The 1,248-nt window shown below is 56.7% G+C and carries 1 protein-coding gene and 1 pseudogene; one reads left to right on the plus strand and one right to left on the minus strand.

Going from position 1 to position 1,248, the window contains the following annotated elements; all coding sequences use genetic code 11:
* Window positions 1-110: 110 nt before the first annotated feature.
* Window positions 111-749 carry a flavin reductase family protein gene (locus IVA82_RS34655; protein WP_247385131.1) on the minus strand — a complete coding sequence of 213 codons (639 nt, stop codon included), beginning with the start codon at window positions 747-749 and terminating at the stop codon, window positions 111-113.
* 145 nt (window positions 750-894) lie between these two features.
* Here IVA82_RS34655 and IVA82_RS34660 point away from each other — a divergent pair.
* Window positions 895-1,152: pseudogene (locus IVA82_RS34660) on the plus strand (transposase); the annotation flags it as partial.
* Window positions 1,153-1,248: the final 96 nt, after the last annotated feature.

Here is a 1,248-nt window from a genome sequence, read left to right on the forward strand (position 1 = left end):
GGGTGTCTGAGACATGGCGTGCTCCTTGTCTGTGGCGCCCCTTGCCAGCTTCGCTTGCTGGCGGGGCAGGAGCACGGCCGGACCATCCCATTAACGGACTTCAAGAGGGACTAAACCTTTCCTTGTTCCATCCATTGCTTCCAAGTCGGACGCTCCATCTCGAAGCTGTCCTCAGTCGAGCAATACCAGCGTGCCGCATGCATTGCGCCAAACAGATGGAGGCCCGGCGTGTCGATAACGCCGCGAGCAGCATCAATAACAAGATGGTCGGATACATTGGCAGTGACGACCTCCCTGAACAGGACCGCTTGGTCAGAATTAAACGAAAGTGACGTCAGCAGCCGACATTCGAAGGTCACCGGGCTTGTCGCAATCCTCGGCGGCTTCACGGACGTCGATGGGATGACATCAAGCCCGGCGAGTATCAACTCGTTCGTCCCCGGAGGCGCGTCGATGTTAGTGATGTTCATTGCCTCAGCCATGGATCGAGACACGAGATTTACAACGAGCTCGCGCGTTTCGAATACATTGGCCGCAGTGTCCTTCAGCCGACGTTCCGGGTGAGGCAGTACGGCAATCATGACGACGGGTGGATCGTGACTTACCACGTTAAACAGACTATAGGGCGCGGCGTTGAGCGTGCCGTTGCCTGAAAGCGTCGTCACGATTGTGATCGGTCGAGGAAGAACCGTACCTAGCAATAGTTCATAACGATCCATCGGCCTCAAATCTTGAAAGTTAAATTGCATAACTATGATCTCCCATCCAAACGATACCGCTCGCGAGGCTAGCAGAAGTCCAAGGAGTAGAGCCGGCTCCGGAAATCTGCACAGGACGTTAAGTGGAGTTTCTGCCTGACGACGGGCACGATAGGCCCGCGAATCAGGAGAGACGATGAGCAGACGAGCACGCCGGAATCACTCACCGGCCTTCAAGGCGAAGGTGGCTCTGGCCGCCGTCAAAGGCGATCGGACGATAGCCCAACTGGCCGAGCATTTTGACGTTCACCCCAATCAGATTACGGCGTGGAAATCGCAGCTTGAGGGCAATGCTTCCGGGATTTTCGGACCAGGGGGCGGGCCGCCGGCCGCGCCCGCAGTCGATGTGAAGTCGCTGCATGCCAAGATCGGAGAGCTGACGCTGGAGAATGATTCCTAAGAAACGGCAGCAACTACTTTCGGCTCCAAGGGCTGGAGAACAAAGCCGAATGCCTTGGCACGCCGATGCAAATTGTTGACCACTCGCGTC

The organism is Bradyrhizobium sp. 142, assembly GCF_023074015.1.
Lineage (GTDB): Bacteria > Pseudomonadota > Alphaproteobacteria > Rhizobiales > Xanthobacteraceae > Bradyrhizobium.